Genomic DNA, 23,613 nt, shown 5'->3' with positions numbered 1-23,613 from the left:
GAACAAGGATCAGAGCACCCAAAGAGGAGAAACCCCCCATGACCATCGTCGTCACCGGAGCCACCGGAGAGCTCGGCAGCCTCGTCGTCGACCGGTTGCTGGAGACCGTGCCCGCAAGCGAGATCGCCGCCGTGGTCCGCAACAAGGAGAAGGCCGCCGGCCTCGCCGCCCGCGGCGTCGAGCTCCGGGTCGCCGACTACGACCGCCCGGAGACCCTCACCGGCGTCTTCAAGACCGGGGACCGCGTCCTGTTCATCTCCGGCAGCGAGGTGGGCAAGCGCGTGCCGCAGCACACGGCGGTCATCGCCGCGGCGAAGGCGGCGGGCGTCGCGCAGCTCGCGTACACCGGGGTCCTGGGCGGCCCGGACGCCGACTTCCAGCTGGCCGCCGAGCACAAGGTCACCGAGCAGCTGATCCTCGACTCCGGCCTGCCGTACACCTTCCTGCGCAACGGCTGGTACACGGAGAACTACACGGCGAACCTCGCCCCGGCCCTGGAGCACGGCGCCGTCGTCTCCAACGCGGGCAACGGCCGGGTCGCCTCCGCCACTCGCGCCGACTACGCCGCCGCCGCGGCCGCCGTACTGACCGGCGAGGGCCACCTCGGCAAGGCCTACGAGCTGAGCGGCGACGTCGCCTGGTCGTTCGCCGAGTACGCGGCCGAGGTGTCGAAGGCCACCGGCAAGGAGATCGCGTACAACAACGTCCCGGCCGCCGTGCACCAGGAGATCCTGGTCGGCGCCGGTCTGCCCGAGGGCTTCGCCGCGATCCTCGTCGACGTCGACGAGGCGATCGCGCGCGGCCTGCTCGCCGGCACGAGCGGCGACCTGGCCCGTCTGATCGGCCGCCCGACGACGCCGATGGCCGAGACGGTGGCCGCCGCGGTCGCCGCCGGCTGAGACCTCCGGACCGGGAGGGCCCGGTGTCATGACCGTATTGCGATACGGCTATGACACCGGGCCCTCCGGGCGTTACCGTCGTGCAGTTGACGGAGCAGTCGACGCGAGGGACGCCAGGAGGGCCCGTGAAGGGGACAAATGAACAGCGGGCGGGCTTGCTGTCCGGTATCGGCGCCTACGGCCTGTGGGGAATCGTCCCGCTCTTCTGGCCGCTGCTGAAGCCGTCCGGCGCCATCGAGATCCTGGCCCATCGCATGGTCTGGTCGCTCGCCGTCGTCGGCATCGCGCTGCTCGCGCTGCGCCGCTGGGCATGGATCGGCGACCTGATACGCCGGCCGAAGAAGCTGGGACTGATCACGGTCGCCGCGGCCGTGATCACCGTCAACTGGGGTCTGTACATCTGGGCCGTGAACAACGGCCACGTCGTCGAGGCTTCGCTCGGCTACTTCATCAACCCCCTGGTCACCATCGCCATGGGCGTCCTGCTCCTCGGTGAGCGGCTGCGCCCCGTGCAGTGGGTGGCGGTCGGCACGGGCGTCGCGGCGGTGCTCGTGCTGGCGATCGGTTACGGACGTCCGCCGTGGATCTCGTTGACACTGGCGTTCTCCTTCGCGACCTACGGCCTGGTGAAGAAGAAGGTCAACATGGGCGGCCTGGAGTCGCTCACCGCCGAGACAGCGGTGCTGTTCGTGCCCGCGCTCGGCTATCTGCTGTGGCTGGGTGCGCAGGGCGACGCGACGTTCTTCTCCGAGGGCACCGGCCATGCGGCGCTGCTCGCCGCGACCGGTGTCGTGACGGCCACGCCGCTGGTCCTCTTCGGTGCGGCGGCGATCCGCGTCCCCCTCTCGACGCTGGGCCTGCTCCAGTACCTGGCGCCGGTCTTCCAGTTCATCCTCGGCGTCCTCTACTTCCACGAGGCGATGCCCCCTGAGCGGTGGACCGGGTTCGCACTGGTGTGGCTGGCGCTCACGCTGCTGACGTGGGACGCGCTCCGGACGGCGCGGCGGACGAGGGCGCAGGCCGCGCGGCTTGCGGCGACGGCGGCGACACCGACGGCGCCGGAGCGGACGTCTCCGGCAGCCGGCGCGGACTCCTCGTACGCAGCCCGAGAGCACTGATCAGCGCGCCCAGCGTCACCATCGCCACCGGCACGACGAGCGCCGCACGGAAGGCGTCCAGGGTGGCTCCGGGCGCGCCGTCCGTGCCCGCCGAGGCGAGCCCGTACACCGCCGTCACCGCGGAGATGCCGACCGCGGAACCGAACTGGGTCGAGGTGTGCAGCAGCCCGCCGGCCAGCCCCTGCTCGCTGTCGGGTACGCCGTCGGTCGCCGCGATCGTCAGCGGACCGTAGGCCAGGGCGAAGGCGGTGCCGGTGAGGAGCAGCGTCGGGAACATCGCCGCATACGACCAGTCCGACCCGACCTGCAGGAAGAGTCCGTACGAGACGACGGCGACGACGAATCCGCCGAGGATGACCCGCGCATTGCCGTAACGGTTCACCAGCCGAGGCGTGAGCGTCGGCGCGATGACCGCGTCGGCGCCCATCACCACCAGGGCGAGGGCGGTCTGCAGTGCGGACCAGCCGCGCAGCTCCTGGAGATACAGCGTCACCACGAACTGGAACCCGAAGAAGGACCCCACGAAGAGCAGGGCGCCGAGGTCGGCCCGGACCATCGAGGCCCTCCGCAGCAGGGAGAGCCGGACCAGCGGGGCGGGCGAGCGGCGTTCGATCAGGACGAAGACGGCGATCAGGAGAAGCCCCGCCGCGAAGGCTCCGGCGGTCCACGCCCAGTCCGCCGTACCGTGCTCCAGGCGCACGATCCCGTACGCGAGCAGCAGCATCGCCCCGGCGGCAGCGGCGGCACCCGGCAGGTCGAAGCCGCCGGTGCGGACCGGGCGCACCTCCGCGGGGACGGTGCGGAGCGCGGCGATCAGGATCCCGCCGGCCAGCAGGACGGGCGCGAAGAACACCCAGCGCCAGCCGATCTGGGTGAGCAGCCCGCCGATGACGAGCCCGAGTGAGAAGCCGCCCGCCGCGGTGCCCACGAAGACCAGCAGTGCCTTGTTGCGCTGCGGCCCCTCCTCGTACGAGGTGGTGATGAGCGCCATGGCGGCGGGCGTCATGAACGCGGCGGCCACCCCGGTGACGAAGCGGGCGACGATCAGTACCCAGCCCCGGTCGGCGAAGCCTCCGAGTCCGGAGAAGACCAGGAAGACGGAGAGCCAGACGAGGAACATCCGGCGTCTGCCGAACAGGTCGGCGGCGCGCCCGCCGAGCAGGGTGAACCCGGCATAACCGAGGACGTAGGCACTCATCACCCAGGCGGTGGCACTGGTCGGCAGGGAGAGATCGGATCTGATCGAGGGGACCGCGACGGCGAGCATGGCGACGTCGATGCCCTCCAGAAAGATCGTGCCGCAGAGGACGAGGAGCAGGGCCCGGGCGCGCGAGGGCATGGTGGACACAGGTGTCTCCTTGATGGGGCGGGCATGGGGAGTTACTCGGAAGCGGGTCGGTTCCCTCTTGTAACCACTGGCATCGTGCGCCAGCATCAACGGCCATGGAAGAAGGCACTTCGAAGTCACCGAGTCACCTCAGAGGCACCATTGACGACGCGGCCCTCGTCGGCGACCCCGACCCGTTCCAGTGGGACACCCGCGAGGGCTGCGAGGTACGGCAGATCCTGGACCGGGTCGCCGACAAGTGGTCGCTCCTCGTCATCGCCCTGCTCGACCGCCGCAAGCTCCGCTTCACCCAGTTGCGCCGCGAGATCGACGGCATCAGCCAGCGGATGCTGACGGTCACGCTGCGCCAGCTGGAACGCGACGGCCTGGTCGAACGGACGGTCCATGCCGTGGTGCCGCCCCGCGTGGAGTACGAGCTGACACCGCTCGGCGGCACACTGCACACCACGATCCGGGCACTCGTCACCTGGACCGAGGAGCACCAGGGTGAGATCGCGGCGGCGCGCGCCGCCTACGACGCCCGCGAGGCCGCGGACACACATTGACCTTTACTTGGTTGCTTTCTTAACTCAGTTACGCTTTCCTGGGGGCAGTGGAACCGTACCCGAGGAGCAGGCATGACCGATGTACTGATCGTGGGAGCCGGACCGACCGGACTGACCCTGGCATGCGATCTCGCCCGGCGCGACATCGCGGTACGGATCGTCGACAAGTCCTTCGATTTCCCGCGCAGTTCGCGGGCAAAGGGCCCCAACCCCCGCTCCCTCGAAGTGCTTGAGGATCTCGGTGTGGTCGACGAGGTCCTGGCAGCGGGCTCGGCGCCGCCGCCGATGCGCAAGTACCGGGGCGGACTGCCGATCGCCGACGCCGACCCCTTCGAGGGATCGAGGCCGACGCCGGACGCCCCGTACGACCGCTCCTGGCTCATCGCCCAGTGGCGACTGGAGGAGATCCTGCGGGCCCGGCTCGCGGAGTACGGGGTACGTGTCGAACTGGGCGCCGAGGTCACGGGGCTGGTGGAGGCGGACGCTTCGGTGACCGTCACCTTCGCCGACGGCAGCGAGACCCGGACGGCCTACGCGGTGGGCTGCGACGGCGGCCACAGTGCGGTGCGCAAGCTGCTCGGGGTGCCGTTCGAGGGGCGGACGACGCAGGAGCAGATGATGGTCTGCGGCGACGTCGAGGTGGAGGGTCTCGACCGCGGCATGTGGCACCAGTGGTTCGACGAGGACGGCGCCGTGATGCTGTGCCCGATCCCGGGCACCCGGTCGGGCTGGTGGTTCCAGGCCGGGCCCGAGACGGACGCCGCCGGGGCCCCCGTACCACCCTCACAGGAAAGCTTCCGACGGCTCTTCGCCAAGCATTCCGGCCTCCCGGGCACCCGCCTGTCGAACGCCACCCTGCTGTCGACGTACCGGGTCAACGAGCGCCTGGCGGACCGCTACCGGGTGGGCCGCGTCCTCCTCGCGGGCGACGCCGCGCATGTGCACGCCATCGCGGGCGGGCTGGGCATGAACACCGGTATCCAGGACGCGTTCAACCTGGGCTGGAAGCTCGCCCTCGTGGTGACCGGACGGGCGGGTACGGGCCTGCTCGACACGTACGAGGAGGAGCGGCTGCCCGTCGCGGCCCGGACCCTCGACCTCACCTCCGACCGGCTGCGGGCGACCCTGGAGGCGATCAAGAAGCCGGGCGGCGGACTGGACGCGGCGATCACAGCAGAGACCACGGGGCTGGACGGGAATTACCGCTGGAGCTCGCTCGCCCGGGACGGCGCGGCCTACGGCCCCCGCGCCCGGCTGCGGGCGGGCGACCGCGCCCCGGACGCCCCGTGCCGCGATGCGGGGACGGGAACGCGGGTCCGCCTGTTCGAGGCTTTCGCCGGGCCGCACTTCACGCTGCTGGGCTTCGGCGCGGGCACCGCGGAGGCACTGCGGGAGGTGGCAGCGGAGTACGGCGACGTGGTGCGTGTGCACACGGTGGACGGCGGCGGCCACGAGGGCCTCACCGACGACGAGGGGTACGCCCGCTCGGCGTACGGGATCACCGAGGACGCCCTCGTCCTGGTCCGCCCCGACAACTACGTGGCGCTGATCGTGCGGGCCGTGGACCACGGAGCTGTCGTGGATCACCTGAACCGTACGGCATTGGGGCGATCGGGGCGCGTGTCCCGATGAGTAAGCGCAGTCATACCGTCTACTTATATTTCTCTAGCACTTATGACCCGTACTCGGCATTTCGAGAGACACTCCCGCACGCTCCTGCGCGTGGCGACCGCCACCGTGGCCGTCTCCGCCGTCATCTGCGCAGCCACACCCACCGCACGCTCCGACGACACCGCACAGGCGGTGCACCCTTCCGGACTCGGCCCGGCCGGACCCGGGTTCCGCCTCCCGGCCGGACCCGGGTTCCGCCTCCCGGCCGGACCCGGGTTCCGCCTCCCGGGCGGTCCCGGCAACGGAGCCCCGGCTCCGGGGGTCCACGAAATCGCCCGGCCGACGTCCATCGGGGCCACACCCCGATGATCCGGGCCGGCGGCAGCTCCCCACGGCCGGGCTCAGCCCGGCGCGGCGGCCACCGGGCCCCTCACACGCTGCCGGTCGGCAGCAGCAACGGACGGCCCGTGCCATGACGTGATGCGGGGGCGAGGCACGGGTCCGCCCGTCACACGTCCCCTTCGAGATGGCGGGCGCGGTGCGCGCGTACCTTCTGACGGTTTCCGCACCGCTCCATCGCGCACCAACGCCGCTTGCCGGGACGCGAGGTGTCGACGAACAGCAACAGGCAGTTGTGGGCGCCGCACTCGCGGATCCGTTGGGCGTACGGCCCGGTGAAGAGCTGCACCGCATCGCGGGCGACGGTCGACAGGAGTGCGCTGCCGGTGGCCCCGGGTGCCCACTCCCTGCCGGACCCGGCGGCAATACGGGGCACGAGCGGCGGTGCGGCGGCCACGGCGTTCACGACCTCGGTGTCCGCCGGGTCGGCCGCCTGCCCGTGCGCCAGAGCCTTGGTCGACCGCCAGAGTACGGCGCGGAGTTCATGAGCGCGGGCCAGTTCATCATCGCTCACGGCAAGATCCGCGAGATCCAGTCCGGACGCCAACCGGCTCTCCCCCGCCCACCGCACCAGATCGGCGGGCGTGTGCAGCGTCTCGTACTGCGTATATGTGCTGTGCCCGCCGGTGGGCAGCAGCTCCAGGCACAGGGCGCCGGGATCGAAGCGATACGGACGCCCCTGCGAGGTGTGAAGGACCAGTCCCGGCGCGCCCGTTGCCGACTCACTCATGTAACCACTATAAACAGTTTCCATGACTCTCCACTGGAAGCTCGTCATCGACGCCACCGACCCGCACGCCCAGGCCGATTTCTGGGCCGAGGCCCTCGGCTATCTCGTAGAGGACAACAGTCCGCTGATCGAACGGCTGCTGACGCTCGGAGCCGTACCGGAAGCGATGACCGTCAAGTCGCACGACCGCCGGGCCTGGCGGGATCTCGCGGCAGCGCGTCACCCGGACGATCCGCACGAGGAGGAGAGCGGCACGGGACTCGGGCGACGACTGCTGTTCCAGCGCGTACCGGAGCCGAAGACGGGCAAGAACCGGCTCCATCTGGACGTGCACGCCGGCCCGGGGCGCCGCGACGCCGAGGTGGCGCGACTGGAGGGTCTGGGCGCGACCCGGCTGCGCAAGGTGGAGGAGCCGGGCGGCACATGGTGGGTGCTCGCCGATCCGGAGGGCAACGAGTTCTGCGTGCAGTGAACGGGGATGGGGACCGCAGTCCGCTCGCCGCCCCCGGCCCGGAGACCGTCACGGTCCCTCGCTCTGCGCAGTTCCTGCGCATATGCTCCGGCGGGGCTGTCCGCCGCACCCGGAACCCCGACCGTCCGCACAGGTCAGGGCCGTACACCCGGAAGCGGATCTCCCTAGGGTTGTGGCATGCCCACCGCACCCATATATGCCCTCGTCGCCACGGACCTGGACGGCACCCTGCTGCGCCGCGACGACACCGTGAGCCCCCGCTCCCGTGCAGCGCTCTCCCGGGCCGCCGCGGCGGGGGCCCGGCACATCGTGGTCACCGGACGGCCCGTGCCCGGCATTCGGGACCTGCTCGCACGGCTGGAGTACCGGGGTCCGGTGGTCTGCGGGCAGGGCACGCAGCTGTACGACGCCGCGGCCGGGCGGATCATTCGCGCGGCGACCCTGGACCGGGAGCTGGCCGACACCGCGCTCGGCAAGATCGAGGCCCAGGTCGGTCCGGTCTTCGCGGCCGTGGATCAGGACGGAACCGACGGGCGGACGCTGATCGAGCCGGGGTACCTGATGCCCCACCCCGCATTGCCCGCCGTACGGGTCGGCCACCGCGAGGAACTGTGGGCGGCGCCGATCATCAAGGTCCTCGTCCGCCACCCCGACCTGACGGACGACGCACTCGCGGACGCGGCCCGCGCGGTGGTCGGCGATCTGGCGACCGTCACCCTGTCCGGCCCCGGCACCGTCGAACTCCAGCCGTACGGCGTCGACAAGGGCACCGGGCTGGCCCTGGCGGCCGAGACCCTGGGGGTGGATCCGGCGGCCACGATCGCCTTCGGCGACATGCCCAACGACCTGCCGATGTTCCGCCGGTCCGGGCACGGCGTCGCGATGGCCAACGCCCACCCCGAGCTGAAGGCGGCAGCGGACGAGGTGACACTGACGAACGAGGCGGACGGGGTCGCGGTGGTGCTGGAGCGGCTGTTCGACTGATCCCGGCGGTGCGCATGTGATCATTCGGTGAGCATGGGCCCGTTTGCCCTGATCCTTGTTGACAGTCCGTCACAAAAAGTCGAACAATGCTCAAGCGGAAATGGACCGTGCCGTGTGGTGCCGTTCCAGTTGTCCGCAGCGTTCGTGCCGTATGTGCCGCGACGAGCCGATCGGGGGACGGCTCGCCCGGCCGACGGCACGGGCGGATCCGGCGAAGGCCCGCCCGCTCAGGCTGTGATGTCCTTCGCCGTGAAACGCGCCCAGGCCGCCGAGCCGAACACCGCCGCGTACAGCCCCTGCAGCTCCAGGTTTTTGACGATCTCGTCCCAGTAGAAGGGATCGCGCAGCAGGTCCGCGAAGGACATCCAGTAGTGCGGGAAGAGATACGGATGGATGCCGCTCAACTGCGGGATCGCGTCCAGGATCTGTACGGTGATCAGCACCCCGACCGTCGCGGCCATCGCCGCGATCCCGCTGCCGGCGAGCGTCGAGACGAACAGCCCGAGCGCCGCGAACCCGATGAGTGACGCCGCCACCGTCACCGCGACCAGGCCGGCCCGAAGCAGCCCCTCACCGACGCCGATCCGGGTCCCGGAGATCGTCGTGACCTCCCCGACCGGGAAGAGCAGCGCGCCGACGGCGAGCGCCGATACCGCCACGACGAGGGTCGCGGTCAGGCAGAACGCGAGGGTGGCGGTGTACTTGGTGAGCAGCAGCCGGGTCCGGCCCGCGGGTGCGACCAGCAGATAGCGCAGCGTGCCCGAACTGGCCTCGCCCGCGATCGCGTCGCCCGCGACGACGCCGACGGTCAGCGGCAGGAAGACCGGAAGCGTCACCGCGAGGGCGGCGAACACCAGAAACAGGCCGTTGTTGGTCACCTGGGAGAGGAACGCCGGTCCCCCGCCGTCGCGCGGCCCGCCGGGCGAGCCGTCGCTCGTCTGGATCCTCACCGCGATCCCGATCAGTACGGGGACGGCGGCCAGCACCCCGAGCAGCGCGAGCGTGCGCCCTCGGCGCAGGGTTGTGGCCAGTTCGGAGCGGAGGATCCCGAACGTCCACAGCGGGTTGCGGGAGCGGCCCGCCCGTGCGGGTGCGACTTCAGCCTGCGACATCGAAACCCTCTCCGGTGAGTGCGACGAAGGCGTCCTCCAGCGAGGCCCGCTCGACGCCGAAGGACCGTACGCGTACGCCGCCGTGGACCAGCGCCCCGCTCAGGTCGGCGAGCTCGACCTCGCGCGGCGGGGGTTCGGCGGTGACCCGATCACCCTCGACGGTGACGCCGGTGACGCCGTGTTCCTTGAGGATGCGGGCGGCGTCGGCGAGGTCGGGGGTGGTGACGACGAGCCGGCCGCGGGCACCGGCCGCCAGGTCGGCGACCGGCCCCTGGGTGATCAGCCGCCCCCGGGCCATGACCGCGGCGTGCGTGCAGACCTGCTCGATCTCGTCGAGGAGGTGGGAGGAGAGGAAGACGGTGGTGCCGTCGGCCGCCAGTTCCCGTACCAGGGTGCGGATCTCGCGCATGCCCTGCGGGTCGAGTCCGTTGGTCGGCTCGTCCAGGACGAGGAGGCGGCGCGGCTGCAGCAGGGCGGCGGCGAGACCGAGGCGCTGCTTCATGCCCAGCGAGTACGCCTTCGCCTTCTTGCCCGCCGCGGCAGCGAGCCCCACCCGGTCCAGGGCGGCGGCGACCCGGGCGCGGCGGGTGCGCGGGTCGGCGGTCGGGTCGGCGGAGTCGTACCGTACGAGATTGTCCCGGCCGGTCAGGAACGCGTACAGCGCGGGTCCTTCGATCAACGTGCCGACCTGCGGGAGTACGGTGCGGGCGGCGCCCGGCATGGGGGCGCCGAGGACCCGGGCGGTGCCGGACGTCGGGGCGATCAGCCCCATCAGCATCCGGATCGTGGTGGTCTTCCCGGAGCCGTTGGGTCCGAGGAAGCCGAAGACGCTGCCTTCGGGGACGCTGAGGTCGAGTCCGTCGACGGCGAGCTGGCCGCCGCGATACCGCTTGGTGAGACCCCGGGTCTCGATCACGGCCGTTCCGGTCCAGGGCATCACCGAGGACTCGGTCACGGATCCGGGCTCTGTCATGCGCAACTCCCCCATGGTCCGGGTAATGGAACGCCCCGCCGTACGGAGGATACGGCGGGGCGGTGGTGCGGTGCGGGAACGCCGGGAACGTCAGTGGGCGGCGCTGTCAGCTGCCTTGACGAGCGCGTCCTTGGTGACCGCACCGACGTAGACCTTGCCGTCGTCCGTCATCAGGGCGTTGACCAGGCGGGTCTTGAAGACCGTGCCGGAGCCGAACTTTCCGGTGACCTTGTCGCCGAACGAGTCCAGGAACTGCTGGGCCGCGGGCGGAACATCCGCGTTCTTCTCCTCGACGGGGAGTCCCTTGGCGCCGGGTGACTCGATCACGTGGATCGCGCCCCAGCCCTCACCGATGACCTTCGCGCCCCCACCGCCGGCGAGTCCGTCCAGACCGGTCAGACCCTCCGGCCCCTTCTCGGCGTTCTTCTCCGCCTGCGCCTCGTCCGCCTCGGTCACCTTGGTGCCCTTGGACGGGGTGAACGTGAACGAGGACGCCGCGGGCCTCGCGAAGTCGACGCTGGTGAACCCGGCGTCGATCACTGCCTTGCCGCCGCCGCTCGGGGAGAGGGTGAACTTCAGCGGCACGCCGTTCTTGGCGTCGACCGCGACGGTGATCGCGCCGATCGTCGAGCCACCCTGCTTGGGCTTGATGACCAGCTTGTACGCATCACGCCCGGCGACCTGCGCCGTGCCGTCGACCGTGACGGAGGTGGTGGAGTCTGCCGCCTTCAGCGCCTGCTCGGCCAGCGCCTTCGGCGTGGTCGGCATGCCCTCAGGGGTGGTGCGCCCCTCGTGCTTCTCGGCGTCCGGGGCCTTGTCGGTGGTCGCGTGGTACGCCTCGTTGGACCTGCTGTCGTACGCCCAGAGCTGGTCCCCGTTGCGGATGACGCTGTACTCGGCGGCGCTGTCCAGAAGGGAGACACGCTGCTTGTCGGGGCCGTCGGCGGCCACCCGCAGCGTGTGCGTGCCGGAGGCGAGCTCCGTCAGCCTTTCCTTCGGGGCGGCGCTCGAACCGCCCTGCTCGCCGCCGGCGCCCTGGGCGAACGACTCGGCCAGGCCGCCCAGCGACGGGATGCCGAGGTCGGTGCTGATCCGCACCGTGCCGGAGAGCTGCTGGGTGTCCGAGGCCGCGATCTTCTCGATGAGCTGCTGTGCGCTGATCTTCGGCAGCTGCGGGTCACCGGAGTCCGCGAGCGCCGGGACCAGACCGATCGTCGCGGCCGCTACCCCCGCCACCGCGACCGGGACAATGTAGCGGGCCGCCTTTCTGCGGGCGGCCGTGGTGCTCGTGGCGCTGCCAGTGGTCTCTGCGCTGTCGTTCGGTGCCATGTGTGCCCTACCTCCGTGGTCGGCGGCTTCCGTCCGGATGCACTCGTCCACTCCGTGCCGCCGTTCTCACTCGATGTGGTCAGGAGTGGTTGTTCTCCATCTGACCAAATCCACCGGGCGGAATCATCAGCCCGCGGACGCAACCGCGCATACCTCTTCGGTATGACACAACACGGTCGCCCCTCCCCCGACCCGTAGGGGTAGGACCGGCGATCGACGGGGCTTGCACACTGGGGCGTGTCTCGAAAGTGGCGTCGTCCGCCCGTAGGGCGTGCCAGGCGGGACTTTCGAAACACGACCTAGCCCGCGCGGTGCACCACGGCGTCGCACAGCTCTTCCAGTGCGGCCTTCGCGTAGCACTCGGGAAGCGGCTTCAGGGCCGCCCGCGCCTCCTCGGCGTACCGGACGGTGTCGCGCCGCGCCTGCTCCAGTGCCGGGTGCGCCCGCAGCCGGCAGAGCGCCTCGGCCAGCCGGTCGTCGTCGCTCAGGTCGCCGTCCAGCAGCTCAAGGAGCTCCAGGTCGTCCGGCTTGCCGCCGGCCGCCGCCTGCGCCCGCAGGTGCAGGACGGGAAGCGTCGGGATGCCTTCGCGCAGGTCGGTGCCGGGGGTCTTGCCGGACTCGTGGCTGTCGGAGGCGATGTCGAGCAGGTCGTCGGCGAGTTGGAAGGCGACGCCGAGCCGTTCCCCGTACTGGGTGAGGATGTCCACGGCGGACTCGTCGGCGCCGGCCATCATCGCGCCGAACCGGCAGGCCACAGCGATCAGCGAGCCGGTCTTGCCGCGCATCACATCGAGGTAGTGGTCGACCGGGTCGCGGCCGCAGCGCGGGCCCGCGGTCTCCAGGATCTGCCCGGTGACCAGGCGTTCGAACGCCTCAGCCTGGACACGTACGGCCTCCGGGCCGAGGTCGGCCAGGATGTGCGAGGCACGCGCGAAGAGGAAGTCGCCGGTCAGCACGGCCACCGAGTTGCCCCAGCGGGTGTTGGCGCTGTCGACGCCGCGGCGTACGTCCGCCTCGTCCATCACGTCGTCGTGGTAGAGCGTCGCGAGATGCGTCAGCTCGACGACCACGGCGGACGGCACGACACCCGGCGCGTCCGCGTCGCCGAACTGGGACGCCAGCATCGTCAGCAGCGGCCGGAAACGCTTGCCCCCGGCCCGTACGAGATGCTGCGCGGCCTCTGTGATGAACGGGACTTCGCTCTTGGTGGCATCCAGCAGCCCCGCCTCGACAGCGGCCAAACCGGTCTGGACATCGGCCTCAAGAGCCTGGTCCCGCACGCTCAGTCCGAACGGCCCGACGACGGTCACGAGGGGATCTCCTGTCTGCTGACGATCACACGGAATGTCGATGTGTCGCTGTCATCACTCAAGTCAGCGTATCCGGTCCCGTTTGGATCACCGTGGGCGCCTTCCCGCCACCGCCGGTATGTTCGTGATCAGCTCATACGATCAGGAGTAGCCCCTTTGTCCCACAGGACTGCCGCCCGCGCCCTGACAGAGCCGTCGTCCGCCGACGACCACGCCTTTTCCGGCCGGTCACGGGGCTGACACCCCTGCCCGGCCCGGAGGTCCGGAGCGGTTCTCGTTCCTCGGCACGCAGGCCGTCCCGGTCCTCCGTTTCGCCACCGTGCTGCGGCTCGTCGAGCACCTCGACCCGGCGAAGGCGCGCGGGCCGATCGGCCCGTGGTCGCACCAGTACCCGGCCGTGGATCCGGCCGCAGGCCGGTTCGGCGGGCTTCACGCCGGACGCGGACGGCAGCTTCGTCGAACTGCCGGTGCGCCGCCGCACCGAGGATCCCTCGATCAGGTTCGAGCAGGCGGAGCAGTCGGAGCAGCTCGGCGTTGTCCTCCCGCTGACGCTCGACGAGCCCCGCCCCGAGCGGCTGGTGGTCCTCGATGTCGCCAAGGGCGAACGGCTGCTGGAGGTCGACCCGAGCTACGGCGGCACCCGCGTCCACCCACCGCCGCGCCCCCGTACAGCAGGGGGCACGGCGGAACTTTCCGGGCATCAGGAGCAGTTGGGACACTCCCGCGGGTAGCAACACCGACGTAACGTGTCCCCCAAGCGACCTGGAAAGCGAGGCAGCAACACATGCCCGAGCAGAGCAGCCCGCTCGATCTGGCCGAGGGCGACCCCTTCGGTCCGCACAACCTTCCGTACGGTGTGTTCTCCACCCCCGACCACCCCGAGGACCGCCGGGTCGGCGTCCGCATCGGCAGCCACGTGCTGGACGCCGGAGCGGCGGCGCACGCACTCGGATCGCCCTACGCGCAGCTTCTCGCCCAGCCGGACCTGACCGCGCTGCTGGCCGCCGGCCGCACCGCCTGGCGGGACGTCCGACGGGGGCTGACCGCATGGGTGACGGTCCCGGCACACCGCGCGGACATCGAACCGCTGCTGCACCCGGTCGAGTCCGTGACACTCCATCTGCCGTACGAGGTCGCGGACTACGTCGACTTCTACGCGAGCGAGAACCACGCCACCAATGTAGGAAAGATCTTCCGGCCGAACGGTGACGCGCTGACGCCCAACTGGAAGCACCTCCCGATCGGCTACCACGGCAGGTCCGGCACCGTCGTCGTCTCCGGCACGGATGTGGTGCGTCCGTCCGGCCAGCGCAAGGCTCCCGCCGACGCGGCCCCCGTCTTCGGTCCTTCCATCAAGCTCGACATCGAGGCCGAGGTCGGCTTCATCGTCGGAGTGGGCTCCGAGCAGGGCCGCCCGGTCCCGCTCGGCGACTTCCGCGACCATGTCTTCGGGCTCTGCCTGCTCAACGACTGGTCGGCACGGGACATCCAGGCCTGGGAGTACGTCCCGCTCGGCCCGTTCCTCGGCAAGTCCTTCGCCACGTCGGTATCCGCATGGGTGACCCCGCTCGAAGCGCTGGAGGCGGCCCGGATCGCACCCCCGGCCCGAGACTTCCCGCTGCTCCCCTACCTGGAGGACGCGGCCGAGGAGGAGGCCGGCGGCCTCGACCTGCGGATCTCCGTCGCGATCAACGGACAGCTGGTCGCCGAGCCGCCGTTCGCCACCATGTACTGGACGGCGGCCCAGATGCTGGCCCAGATGACGGTGAACGGCGCGTCGCTGCGCACCGGTGATCTGTACGGCTCCGGCACGGTCAGCGGCGCCGAGCCCTCACAGCGCGGCTCGCTCCTGGAACTGACCTGGAACGGCCGCGACCCGCTGGACCTCCCGGACGGCAAGCGCACGTTCCTGGAGGACGGCGACACCGTGACGATGACGGCCTGGGCACCGGGCCCGGACGGCACCCGGGTCGGCCTCGGCGAGGTCACGGGACGGATCGTGCCCGCGTCGTGAACCCTGCTCTCCCGGAGCCCACGCTCCCCGAGGAACTGCTCCTGCTCGCCCTGGACCCGCGGCGCGGCAAGCCGTACTGCCGAAACCGTTTCCTGGAGTACGCGGTGGCGGGCGCGGTCCTCGCGGAGCTGGAGCTCCACGGCCGGATCGCCGAACAGCTCGGCCGGATACGGGTGATCAGTCCGCTCGCTCCCCAGGACCCGCTCCTCGCGCAGGTCCTGGGGAGCCTGCCGGCCCCGGACAAGGGCGGGCTTGCGGGCAGCGTCAGCGCGCAGCGGTGGATCCGGCGGACCGGCCGGTACGTCGAGGAGCTGTGCCTGGAGCATCTGGTGGGCCGCTCGGTCCTGCGCAGGGAGACCCACCGGCTCCTCGGGCTGCTCCCCTACCACCGTCACCCGGCGGCGGACCCGGCCCTGCCGGCCGCGGTCCGGGAACGCTTCGCGGCCGCCGAGGCGGCAGGCTTCCCCGACCGGCGCAGCCGCACACTGGCCGCGCTGGTCTCGGCGACCGGTTTGTCGGGCGCCGTGGCACAGGGCGGCTGGGGAAGCCGTTCGACGATGCGCGACCTGGTGCGCGACGAGTGGACCGCGTACGCGGTGCACCGGAACGTACGCCAGGACAAGGCCAACCGGAGCGGCGCGAGCGCGGGCGGCGGCGGAGGCGGGGACGACTGACCCGGGCGGCGGCCGGGAGCGGCGACAGACCTGCTCGGGGAGTCCTGCGCGCCCGGCGGTCAGTGGTGCGCGAGGCGTTCACACGTTCGGGGGAGCCGCACCTCGTTCCCGGCGGATACGCTGGAATCTCCCGCGAGACTCTGCGTCATGGGAGCACTGATGAGCACCGAACCCGAGGGCTCCGAGCCGCGGTGGGCGGTTCCGCCCGTGGGCGGCTGGACCGCCGATGACCTGGACACACTCCCGAATCTGCCTCCGCACACGGAGCTGATCGACGGGAGCCTCGTCTTCGTGAGTCCGCAGACCCTGTTCCATTCACGGGCAGTCGACTTCTTCAATTGGCAGTTGCAGTCGTCGGTGCCGCATGACCTCGAGGTCGTTCGCGAGTTCACCATCGACATCGATCGCTACAACCGGCCCGAGCCCGATGTGATCGTCGTGGACGGTGAGATCATCCAGGACCCGAACCAGACCCGCTTCCCCGCCGAGTCCGTACGGCTGGCCATCGAGGTCGTCTCACCGGAGTCCCTGTCCCGGGACCGCGAGACCAAGCCCGTGAAGTACGCGCGGGCGCGGATCCCGCACTTCTGGCGGGTCGAGAATCACGACGGCCGGGCCGTGGTCTACGTCTTCGAGTTGGAACCGGCCACCGGTGCCTACACCTCCACCGGGATCTTCCACGACCGGATGAAGGTCTCCGTACCCTTCCCGGTCGATCTGGATCTCACCGCCATCACTGCGCGCCGCCGGGCAGCGGCCCGGGAGTAGCTCCAGGGCCGCCACCGATCCCCGCGCTCACTCGTACTCGGGCGGTTCCTCGTCCCAGCCGAACTCCGGGTCGGGGTCGGGGACCGTCACGGGTGCGGCCGGGCGCGGGGCGGGCGCCTGCGCCGTCGGGACCGGTGCGGCAGGGGCCACCGCTGGACCGGGCTCCGGGCCCGCCGCGGCATCCCCGAACGACGCGAGCACCTCCAGCACCCCCTCCCCGTAGGTCGCCAGCTTCTTCTCGCCCAGGCCGCTGATCCCGCCCAGGGCGGACACCGAGTCCGGTCGCACCATGGCGATCTCGCGCAGCGTCGCGTCGTGGAAGATGACGTACGCCGGGACGCCCTGCTCCTTCGCCTGGGCGCCGCGCCAGGCCCGCAGCGCTTCGAAGACCGGGACGGCCTCGGGCGCCAGCTCGGCGGCGGCCGTCTGGGACTTCGCCTTGCGTTCGCCCTTCGTGGAGCGCGACGCGGGCTTCGGTGCCTCCTTGCGAAGCAGCACCTCGCGCTGTCGGCCGAGCACCGAGCCGCTCTCCTCGGTCAGCACCAGCGTGCCGTACTCGCCCTCGACCGCGATCAGCCCCTGGGCGAGCAACTGCCTTACGACTCCGCGCCATTCGGCCTCGGCCAGCTCCTCGCCGATACCGAAGACCGAGAGCTGGTCGTGGTCGAACTGGATGACCTTCGCCGTCTTGCGGCCGAGCAGGATGTCGATGATCTGACCCGCCCCGAACTTCTGCCCGCGCTCCCGCTTCAGCCGCACCACGGTCGACAGCAGCTTCTGCGCGGCCACCGTGCCGTCCCAGGTCTCGGGCGGGGTGAGGCAGGTGTCGCAGTTGCCACAGGCCGCGGCGTTGGGCTCCTGGCCGAAGTACGTCAGGAGCTGGCCGCGGCGGCACCGGGCCGTCTCGCACAGGGCCAGCATCGAGTCGAGGTGGGAGGCCGCGCGGCGACGGAACCCTTCGTCGCCCTCGCCGCCCTGGATGAGCTTGCGCTGCTGGACGACGTCCTGGAGCCCGTACGCCATCCAGGCCGTGGACGGCAGCCCGTCCCGCCCGGCGCGGCCGGTCTCCTGGTAGTAGCCCTCGACGGACTTCGGCAGGTCCAGGTGGGCGACGAAGCGTACGTCCGGCTTGTCGATGCCCATGCCGAAGGCGATGGTCGCGACGACGACCAGACCCTCCTCGCGCAGGAAGCGGGACTGATGGACGGCGCGCGTGCCCGCGTCCAGACCGGCGTGGTACGGAACGGCCTCGATGCCGTTGCGGCAGAGGTACTCGGCGGTCTTCTCGGTCGAGTTGCGCGACAGGCAGTAGACGATGCCCGCGTCCCCGGCATGCTCCTCCTTGAGGAAGGAGAGCAACTGCTTCTTCGGGTCGGCCTTCGGCACGATCCGGTACTGGATGTTGGGCCGGTCGAAGCTGGCGACGAAGTGCTTCGCGTCCGGCATGCCCAGGCGCTGCGTGATCTCCTGGTGCGTGGCGTTGGTCGCGGTGGCCGTCAGGGCGATGCGCGGTACGTCGGGCCAGCGCTCGCCGAGGACGGAGAGGGCCAGATAGTCCGGACGGAAGTCGTGGCCCCACTGGGCGACGCAGTGCGCCTCGTCGATTGCGAAGACGGAGATCTCGCCACGGGAGAGCAGGCCGAGCGTGCTGTCCAGGCGGAGCCGCTCCGGGGCCAGATAGAGCAGGTCGAGCTCTCCGGCGACGAACTGGGCCTCCATCGAGCGACGCTCGTCGAAATCCTGCGTGGAGTTGATGAAACCGGCCCGCACTCCGAGCGCCCGCAGCGCGTCCACCTGGTCCTGCATCAGGGCGATCAGGGGTGAGATGACGATACCTGTACCGGCTCTGACCAGGGCCGGAATCTGGTAGCAGAGGGACTTTCCGCCACCGGTCGGCATGAGCACGACGGCGTCCCCGCCCGCCACCACATGGTCGACGATCGCTTCCTGCTCGCCGCGGAACGCCTCGTACCCGAACACCCGGTGCAGCGTCTGCCGCGCGTCGCTCCCGGTCACATCCATGGTCCCGTCCATCACGCTCATCGCTCTGTCCCCCGAGATCCCGGGTCCGTCCCGTTTCGTCCTGCCGCCGTCCCCTGCCACGATAGGCGCCGCCTACGACAACGCCGGACGGGCTTGACTTCTCGGGCCCGTCCGGCGTTGTTCCAGCTGTGTGCGTGTGTGCTACCTCACGAACACTCCCGCCTGGCTCGCCAGATCCAGGAAGTACTGCGGGGCCAGACCCAGCACCAGCGTGACCGCGACCCCGACCCCGATCGTCGTCATCGTCAGCGGGGACGGGACGGCGACCGTCGGGCCGTCCGCCTTCGGCTCGCTGAAGAACATGAGCACGATGACCCGGATGTAGAAGAACGCGGCAATGGCGGACGAAATCACACCGACCACGACCAGGCCGCCCGCGCCGCCTTCCGCCGCCGCCTTGAAGACCGCGAACTTTCCGGCGAAGCCGGAGGTCAGCGGGATACCGGCGAAGGCCAGCAGGTACACCGCGAAGACCGCGGCGACCAGCGGCGAGCGCCGGCCCAGCCCGGCCCACTTCGACAGGTGGGTCGCCTCGCCGCCCGCGTCGCGCACCAGCGTGACGACGGCGAACGCGCCGACCGTCACGAAGGAGTACGCACCCAGGTAGAAGAGCACCGAGGAGATGCCGCTGGGGGTCGTCGCGATGACACCGGCGAGGATGAAGCCGGCGTGCGCGATGGAGGAGTAGGCCAGCAGCCGCTTGATGTCGGTCTGGGTGATGGCGACGATCGCACCGCCCAGCATCGTGACGATCGCGACGGCCCACATGACCGGCCGCCAGTCCCAGCTGAGACCCGGCAGCACCACGTACAGCAGGCGCAGCAGCGCACCGAACGCGGCGACCTTCGTGGCCGCGGCCATGAAGCCGGTGACCGGGGTCGGGGCGCCCTGGTAGACGTCCGGGGTCCACATGTGGAACGGGACGGCACCGACCTTGAAGAGCAGCCCGGTCAGGATCATCGCGCCGCCGATCAGCAGCAGCACGTCGTTGCCCATGGTGGCGGCGAGCGCCGGGTCGATCTGGGTGACGGAGCCGTCGACCACGTTGGCGATGGCCGCGTACGAGACGGAGCCCGAGTACCCGTACAGCAGGGCGATCCCGAAGAGCAGGAACGCCGAGGAGAAGGCGCCGAGCAGGAAGTACTTCACCGCCGCCTCCTGCGACATCAGCCGCTTGCGGCGGGCGACGGCGCACAGCAGGTAGAGCGGGAGGGAGAAGACTTCCAGGGCCACGAAGAGCGTCAGCAGATCGTTGGCCGCCGGGAAGACCAGCATGCCCGCCACCGAGAAGAGGACCAGCGGGAAGACCTCGGTGGTGGTGAATCCGGCCCTGACTGCGGCCTTCTCGCTGTCGCTGCCGGGGACCGACGCGGCCTGTGCGGCGAACGAGTCGACGTGCTTGCCGTGCGCGGCGGGGTCGAGCCGCCGCTCGGCGAAGGTGAAGACGGCGACCAGTGAGGTCAGCAGGATGGTGCCCTGCAGGAAGAGTGTCGGCCCGTCGATCGCGATGGCGCCCATCGCGGCGATGTGCGCCTTCGTTGTGCCGTACCCCCCGGCCGCCAGGCCGATGACCGCGGCGAACGCCGCGGCGAGGGCGACGACGGTCAGGAAGACCTGTGTGTAGTAGCGGGCCCGGCGCGGCACGAAGGCCTCGACGAGTACGCCGACGACGGCGACACCGATCACAATGAGGACCGGGGTCAGCTGGGCGTACTCGATGACCGGCGCCTTGAACTTCTCGTGCGGGGCGGCGGATGTCGCCCCACCCGCCATTGCCCACAGGCTGTGGACAGCTGTTGCGCTCACTTGGCGGCCTCCACCTCAGGCTGGGGGTCCTTCTTGTGTACGTCCGACATGGTGTGCTGCACCGCCGGGTTGACGATCTCCGTGAGCGGCTTCGGATAGACGCCCAGGAAGACCAGCAGCGCGACGAGCGGGAGGACCACCACCAGCTCCCTGACCTTCAGGTCGGCCATGCCCCGGACATCGGCCTTCACCGGGCCCGTCATCGTCCGCTGGTAGAGGACGAGGACATAGAGCGCGGCGAGCACGATGCCGGTGGTGGCGATGATGCCGGCCACCGGGTACGCACTGAATGTGCCGACCAGAACCAGGAATTCGCTGACGAACGGGGAGAGGCCGGGGAGCGACAGAGTGGCGAGCCCGCCGATCAGGAACGTACCGGCCAGGACCGGCGCCACCTTCTGCACCCCGCCGTAGTCGGCGATGAGCCGCGAACCGCGCCGGGTGATCAGGAAGCCGGCCACCAGCATCAGAGCGGCCGTCGAGATGCCGTGGTTGACCATGTAGAGCGTGGCGCCCGACTGGCCCTGGCTGGTCATCGCGAAGATGCCCAGGATGATGAAGCCGAAGTGCGAGATCGACGCGTAGGCGATCAGGCGCTTGATGTCGCGCTGGCCGACGGCGAGCAGCGCCCCGTACACGATGCTGATCAGCGCGAGGACCAGGATCACCGGCGTCGCCCACTTGCTGGCATCCGGGAACAGCTGGAGGCAGAAGCGGAGCATCGCGAAGGTGCCGACCTTGTCGACGACTGCGGTGATCAGGACGGCAACCGGGGAGGTTGCCTCGCCCATGGCGTTGGGCAGCCAGGTGTGCAGCGGCCAGAGCGGGGCCTTCACCGCGAAGGCGAAGAAGAACCCGAGGAACAGCCAGCGTTCGGTGCTCGTCGCCATGGAGAGCGAGCCGTTGGCGCGGGCCTCGGCGATCTCGGAGAGCGAGAAGGTGCCCGCGACGACGTACAGGCCGATGACGGCGGCCAGCATGATGAGCCCGCCGGCCAGGTTGTAGAGGAGGAACTTGACTGCCGCGTACGAGCGTTGCGCCGCGGCGTTCTCGTCGCTGCCGGAGTGCGCCCGGTCCCCGAAGCCGCCGATGAGGAAGTACATCGGGATGAGCATGGCTTCGAAGAGGATGTAGAAGAGGAAGACGTCGGTGGCCTCGAAGGAGAGGATCACCATCGCTTCGACCATCAGGATCAGGGCGAAGAAGCCCTGGGTGGGACGCCAGCGCGAGGACTTCGTCTCCAGGGGATCGGCGTCGTGCCAGCCGGCCAGCATGACGAACGGGACCAGCAGGGCGGTGAGCGCAAGGAGCGCCACCCCGATGCCGTCCACACCCAGTTCGTACCGGACGCCGAAGTCCTTGATCCAGGCGTGTGATTCGGTGAGCTGGTAGCGGGCGCCGCCGGGCTCGAAGCGGGCAAGCACGATGCCCGCCAGCACGAGGGTGGCCAGCGAGAAGAGCAGCGCCAGCCATTTGGCGGCGGTGCGCCGGGCGGCCGGGACGGCGGCGGTGGCGATCGCGCCGATCGCCGGGAGCGCCGCCGTCGCTGTCAGGAGGGGAAAGGACATGGTGATCAGACCGCCCTCATCAGCAGGGTCGCGGCGATGACGATCGCCGTACCGCCGAACATCGAGACCGCGTAGGACCGGGCGTAGCCGTTCTGCAGCTTACGCAGCCGGCCGGAGAGCCCGCCCATCGATGCGGCCGTGCCGTTGACCACGCCGTCGACCAGGGTGTGGTCGACGTACACGAGGGAGCGGGTGAGGTGCTCGCCGCCGCGGACCAGGACCACGTGGTTGAAGTCGTCCTGGAGGAGATCGCGGCGGGCGGCCCGGGTGAGCAGCGAGCCGCGCGGGGCGACGACCGGGACCGGACCGCGCCCGTACATGGCCCAGGCAATGGCGACGCCGATGACGAGCACCACCATGGTGGCGGCGGTGACCGTCATGGCGCTGACCGGGGAGTCTCCGTGGCTGTGTCCGGTGACCGGCTCCAGCCAGTTCAGGAAGCGGTCACCGATGGAGAAGAATCCTCCGGCGAAGACCGAACCGAACGCCAGGACGATCATGGGGATGGTCATCGACTTCGGGGACTCGTGCGGGTGCGGATCGTGGCCCTCGGCGTCGGGCTGCCAGCGCTTCTCGCCGAAGAACGTCAGCAGCATCACGCGCGTCATGTAGAACGCGGTGATCGCGGCGCCCAGCAGCGTGACGGCGCCGAGGATCCAGCCCTCGGTGCCGCCCTTGGCGAACGCCGCCTCGATGATCTTGTCCTTGGAGAAGAAGCCGGAAAGACCGGGGAAGCCGATGATCGCCAGATAGCCGAGGCCGAAGGTGACGAAGGTGACCGGCATGTACTTCCGCAGGCCGCCGAACTTCCGCATGTCGACCTCGTCGTTCATGCCGTGCATGACCGAACCGGCGCCGAGGAAGAGTCCGGCCTTGAAGAAGCCGTGCGTCACCAGGTGCATGATCGCGAAGACATAGCCGATCGGGCCGAGCCCGGCGGCCAGGATCATGTAGCCGATCTGCGACATCGTCGACCCGGCGAGGGCCTTCTTGATGTCGTCCTTCGCGCAACCGACGATCGCACCGAACAGCAGCGTGACCGCACCGACGACCACGACGACCAACTGCGCGTCCGGGGCGGCGTTGAAGATCGCGCCGGAGCGGACGATCAGGTAGACGCCCGCGGTCACCATGGTGGCGGCGTGGATGAGGGCCGAGACCGGGGTCGGACCCTCCATCGCGTCACCGAGCCAGGACTGCAGCGGCACCTGGGCCGACTTGCCGCAGGCGGCGAGCAGCAGCATCAGGCCGATCGCCGTCAGCTTGCCCTCGCTGGTCTCCCCGGTCGAGGCCAGTACGGGGCCGAAGGCGAACGTGCCGAACGTGGTGAACATCAGCATGATCGCGATCGACAGGCCCATGTCGCCGACCCGGTTGACCAGGAACGCCTTCTTGGCGGCGGTGGCCGCGCTGGGCTTGTGCTGCCAGAAGCCGATCAGCAGGTACGACGCCAGACCGACGCCCTCCCACCCGACGTACAGCAGCAGGTAGTTGTCGGCGAGGACCAGCAGGAGCATCGCCGCGAGGAACAGGTTCAGATACCCGAAGAAGCGGCGCCTGCGCTCGTCGTGCTCCATGTAGCCGATCGAGTAGAGGTGGATCAGGGTGCCCACACCGGTGATCAGCAGCACGAACGTCATCGACAGCTGGTCGAGCTGGAAGGCCACATCGGCCTGGAAGCTCTCGACCGGGATCCAGCTGAACAGGTGCTGGTGCAGCGTCCGTTGACCGGCGCCCTTCCCCAGCATGTCGGTGAAGAGCACCGCCCCGATGACGAACGAGGCGGCGGCGAGCAGGGTGCCTAGCCAGTGGCCGGAGCGGTCCAGCCGTCGGCCGCCGCAGAGCAGCACGGCCGCTCCGAGCAGGGGCGCCGCGATGAGCAGCGCAATGAGGTTGTCCACGATTCAGCG

The 23,613-nt window shown here is 70.3% G+C and carries 19 protein-coding genes and 2 pseudogenes; 11 read left to right on the top strand and 10 right to left on the bottom strand.

Annotated elements, in window-relative coordinates:
* Positions 1-38: 38 nt before the first annotated feature.
* Together ACNPQM_RS11390 and rarD are read left to right on the top strand one after the other, a co-directional pair.
* Complete coding sequence (locus tag ACNPQM_RS11390; RefSeq protein WP_418083915.1) at positions 39-899, top strand: SDR family oxidoreductase; 861 nt, start codon at positions 39-41, stop codon at positions 897-899.
* A gap of 125 nt (positions 900-1,024) precedes the next feature.
* The gene (rarD, locus tag ACNPQM_RS11385; protein ID WP_418083914.1) at positions 1,025-2,017 is read left to right on the top strand and encodes an EamA family transporter RarD; all 993 of its coding nucleotides are present in this window, start codon (positions 1,025-1,027) and stop codon (positions 2,015-2,017) included.
* Here the strand turns inward: rarD and ACNPQM_RS11380 are convergent.
* Positions 1,980-3,356 (bottom strand): annotated as a pseudogene (locus tag ACNPQM_RS11380) (MFS transporter); the annotation flags it as partial. The gene rarD and the pseudogene ACNPQM_RS11380 overlap by 38 nt on opposite strands.
* Before the next feature lie 104 nt (positions 3,357-3,460).
* On the opposite strand from ACNPQM_RS11380, the gene ACNPQM_RS11375 reads away from it, so the two are divergent.
* From ACNPQM_RS11375 to ACNPQM_RS11365, 3 genes are all read left to right on the top strand, one after another.
* Complete coding sequence (locus tag ACNPQM_RS11375; protein WP_358856861.1) at positions 3,461-3,910, top strand: winged helix-turn-helix transcriptional regulator; 450 nt, start codon at positions 3,461-3,463, stop codon at positions 3,908-3,910.
* Between the two features lie 72 nt (positions 3,911-3,982).
* On the top strand, positions 3,983-5,542 hold the full coding sequence (locus tag ACNPQM_RS11370) for an FAD-dependent monooxygenase (RefSeq protein WP_418083913.1): 1,560 nt from the start codon (positions 3,983-3,985) through the stop codon (positions 5,540-5,542).
* 90 nt (positions 5,543-5,632) lie between these two features.
* The gene (locus ACNPQM_RS11365) at positions 5,633-5,890 is read left to right on the top strand and encodes a hypothetical protein (RefSeq protein WP_418083912.1); all 258 of its coding nucleotides are present in this window, start codon (positions 5,633-5,635) and stop codon (positions 5,888-5,890) included.
* A 139-nt stretch (positions 5,891-6,029) separates the two neighbouring features.
* Here the strand turns inward: ACNPQM_RS11365 and ACNPQM_RS11360 are convergent, their stop codons facing one another.
* Positions 6,030-6,650 (bottom strand): CGNR zinc finger domain-containing protein, encoded by a 621-nt coding sequence (locus ACNPQM_RS11360; protein WP_418083911.1) that lies wholly within the window; start codon positions 6,648-6,650, stop codon positions 6,030-6,032.
* 22 nt (positions 6,651-6,672) lie between these two features.
* On the opposite strand from ACNPQM_RS11360, the gene ACNPQM_RS11355 reads away from it, so the two are divergent.
* Positions 6,673-7,122 (top strand): VOC family protein, encoded by a 450-nt coding sequence (locus ACNPQM_RS11355; RefSeq protein ID WP_418083910.1) that lies wholly within the window; start codon positions 6,673-6,675, stop codon positions 7,120-7,122.
* A 177-nt stretch (positions 7,123-7,299) separates the two neighbouring features.
* Positions 7,300-8,106, top strand: a complete 807-nt coding sequence (locus tag ACNPQM_RS11350) for an HAD family hydrolase (protein ID WP_358856856.1) — start codon at positions 7,300-7,302, stop codon at positions 8,104-8,106.
* A gap of 227 nt (positions 8,107-8,333) precedes the next feature.
* Here ACNPQM_RS11350 and ACNPQM_RS11345 read toward each other — a convergent pair whose 3' ends face one another.
* The 4 genes from ACNPQM_RS11345 to ACNPQM_RS11330 all read right to left on the bottom strand — a co-directional run bounded on the left by ACNPQM_RS11345 (position 8,334) and on the right by ACNPQM_RS11330 (position 12,830).
* Positions 8,334-9,218: an ABC transporter permease gene (locus tag ACNPQM_RS11345; RefSeq protein WP_358856855.1), complete on the bottom strand. Its 885-nt coding sequence runs from the start codon at positions 9,216-9,218 to the stop codon at positions 8,334-8,336.
* Positions 9,205-10,191, bottom strand: coding sequence for an ATP-binding cassette domain-containing protein (locus tag ACNPQM_RS11340; RefSeq protein ID WP_418083909.1), 987 nt, complete (start codon positions 10,189-10,191; stop codon positions 9,205-9,207). Before ACNPQM_RS11340 ends, ACNPQM_RS11345 begins: the two co-directional genes overlap by 14 nt.
* 90 nt (positions 10,192-10,281) lie before the next feature.
* A complete protein-coding gene (locus ACNPQM_RS11335; RefSeq protein ID WP_418083908.1) occupies positions 10,282-11,520 on the bottom strand; it encodes a LolA family protein in 1,239 nt (412 codons plus the stop codon).
* A gap of 299 nt (positions 11,521-11,819) precedes the next feature.
* Entirely contained in the window at positions 11,820-12,830 is a 1,011-nt protein-coding gene (locus ACNPQM_RS11330) for a polyprenyl synthetase family protein (protein ID WP_418083907.1), read from the bottom strand.
* A 395-nt stretch (positions 12,831-13,225) separates the two neighbouring features.
* Between ACNPQM_RS11330 and ACNPQM_RS11325 the strand changes: the two are divergent.
* From ACNPQM_RS11325 to ACNPQM_RS11310, 4 genes and pseudogenes are all read left to right on the top strand, one after another.
* Positions 13,226-13,483 (top strand): annotated as a pseudogene (locus tag ACNPQM_RS11325) (peptidase S15); the annotation flags it as partial.
* Between the two features lie 131 nt (positions 13,484-13,614).
* Positions 13,615-14,844: a fumarylacetoacetase gene (gene fahA, locus ACNPQM_RS11320; protein WP_418083906.1), complete on the top strand. Its 1,230-nt coding sequence runs from the start codon at positions 13,615-13,617 to the stop codon at positions 14,842-14,844.
* Positions 14,841-15,518 carry a GOLPH3/VPS74 family protein gene (locus ACNPQM_RS11315; RefSeq protein WP_358856850.1) on the top strand — a complete coding sequence of 226 codons (678 nt, stop codon included), beginning with the start codon at positions 14,841-14,843 and terminating at the stop codon, positions 15,516-15,518. The genes fahA and ACNPQM_RS11315 overlap by 4 nt, the downstream gene beginning before the upstream one ends.
* Positions 15,519-15,677: 159 nt before the next feature.
* Positions 15,678-16,286 (top strand): Uma2 family endonuclease, encoded by a 609-nt coding sequence (locus tag ACNPQM_RS11310; RefSeq protein WP_358856849.1) that lies wholly within the window; start codon positions 15,678-15,680, stop codon positions 16,284-16,286.
* Between the two features lie 27 nt (positions 16,287-16,313).
* Here the strand turns inward: ACNPQM_RS11310 and recQ are convergent, their stop codons facing one another.
* The 4 genes from recQ to nuoL all read right to left on the bottom strand — a co-directional run bounded on the left by recQ (position 16,314) and on the right by nuoL (position 23,604).
* Positions 16,314-18,329 (bottom strand): DNA helicase RecQ, encoded by a 2,016-nt coding sequence (gene recQ, locus ACNPQM_RS11305; protein ID WP_418083905.1) that lies wholly within the window; start codon positions 18,327-18,329, stop codon positions 16,314-16,316.
* Positions 18,330-18,470: 141 nt separating this feature from the next.
* The gene (gene nuoN, locus ACNPQM_RS11300; RefSeq protein ID WP_358856848.1) at positions 18,471-20,135 is read right to left on the bottom strand and encodes an NADH-quinone oxidoreductase subunit NuoN; all 1,665 of its coding nucleotides are present in this window, start codon (positions 20,133-20,135) and stop codon (positions 18,471-18,473) included.
* Positions 20,132-21,703: an NADH-quinone oxidoreductase subunit M gene (locus ACNPQM_RS11295; protein ID WP_418083904.1), complete on the bottom strand. Its 1,572-nt coding sequence runs from the start codon at positions 21,701-21,703 to the stop codon at positions 20,132-20,134. Before ACNPQM_RS11295 ends, nuoN begins: the two co-directional genes overlap by 4 nt.
* 5 nt (positions 21,704-21,708) lie before the next feature.
* On the bottom strand, positions 21,709-23,604 hold the full coding sequence (gene nuoL / locus ACNPQM_RS11290) for an NADH-quinone oxidoreductase subunit L (RefSeq protein ID WP_358856846.1): 1,896 nt from the start codon (positions 23,602-23,604) through the stop codon (positions 21,709-21,711).
* Between the last annotated feature and the right edge of the window lie 9 nt (positions 23,605-23,613).

This window comes from Streptomyces sp. NPDC056231 (genome assembly GCF_048270745.1).
GTDB lineage: Bacteria > Actinomycetota > Actinomycetes > Streptomycetales > Streptomycetaceae > Streptomyces.
Note: the sequence above shows the minus strand (reverse complement) of the source record. Positions and strands in the feature narration are given on the sequence as shown.